The organism is Cryobacterium sp. MLB-32 (genome assembly GCF_000738085.1).
Lineage (GTDB): Bacteria > Actinomycetota > Actinomycetes > Actinomycetales > Microbacteriaceae > Cryobacterium.
On sequence record NZ_JPRS01000522.1, the window covers coordinates 1 to 875 of the forward strand.

General features: G+C 59.2%; 1 protein-coding gene and 1 pseudogene. Both read right to left on the reverse strand.

Annotation, left to right across the window (positions count from 1 at the left end):
• On the reverse strand, positions 1-624 hold a 624-nt coding region (locus tag JF66_RS19740), incomplete at its 3' end, for a PAS domain-containing protein (protein WP_231556525.1).
• Positions 625-681: 57 nt separating this feature from the next.
• A pseudogene (locus tag JF66_RS25485) lies at positions 682-867 on the reverse strand (PAS domain-containing protein); the annotation flags it as partial.
• Positions 868-875: the final 8 nt, after the last annotated feature.

The following is an 875-nucleotide window of genomic DNA, read 5'->3' on the forward strand; positions in this document are numbered from 1 at the left end:
AACAGCCATCCCCTTCTCAAACACCAACTGATAAATGGCCTCCGCCTTCTCCGGCTCCGTAAAGACATCCGAGAACGCCGTCCCAATCAAATCCACCCGAGGAATACCCGTCGCCCGCACCGTCGCCTCATTCGCGTCGGTGATCAACCCGTCCGGACTGATCGCCACCAACGAATCCAAACTCGACTCAATCATCGACCGCGCCGCCTCAAACGCCTGCCGCGCCGCAGTGACATCCCGAGCGATTGTCGATGCGCCAACAACCGAGCCGTCGGCGTCACGGATGGGCGAGACGTTCAAAGAAACAGGGAAGACCGTCCCGTCCTTTCGGACGCGAAGGGTCTCGAAATGGTCAACGTTCTCGCCGCCTTTGATTCTCGCCAGGATGGACAAGCTCTCACCGACCTGGCCCTCAGAGCTGAGCCGGTCGATAGACGTGCCGAGCATCTCTTTGCTGGAGTATCCATACATCCTCGCGGCCGCTGGATTCCAGCTCGTGACGGTACCGTCCAGGGTTTTGGCGATGATGGCATCGTTCGCATTTTCAACGATCGCGGCCAAGAGCTGGGAATTCTCGAGTGCTTGCGGGCGTCCGTTGACCGTGGACTCTGCCGTGATCATCATCAAGACGTCTCCCGTATCAAGGGCAGACAAGCTGATACTGACCGGCACCTCACTCCCGTCGTGCTTTCTGCCACTCAGCCCACGGACCATGGGACGGCTCTTGGGGTCAGCGATGGTTTCGTTCGGAAGGTCGCCACGATCCTCCGGAAGATACTCAGGCAACAGCATCTGAATGGGCCGACCGACAAGGTCACCGCGGTCGTAGCCGAACAGCGTCTCCGCCTGGTGATTGACAAACCAAATGACACCCG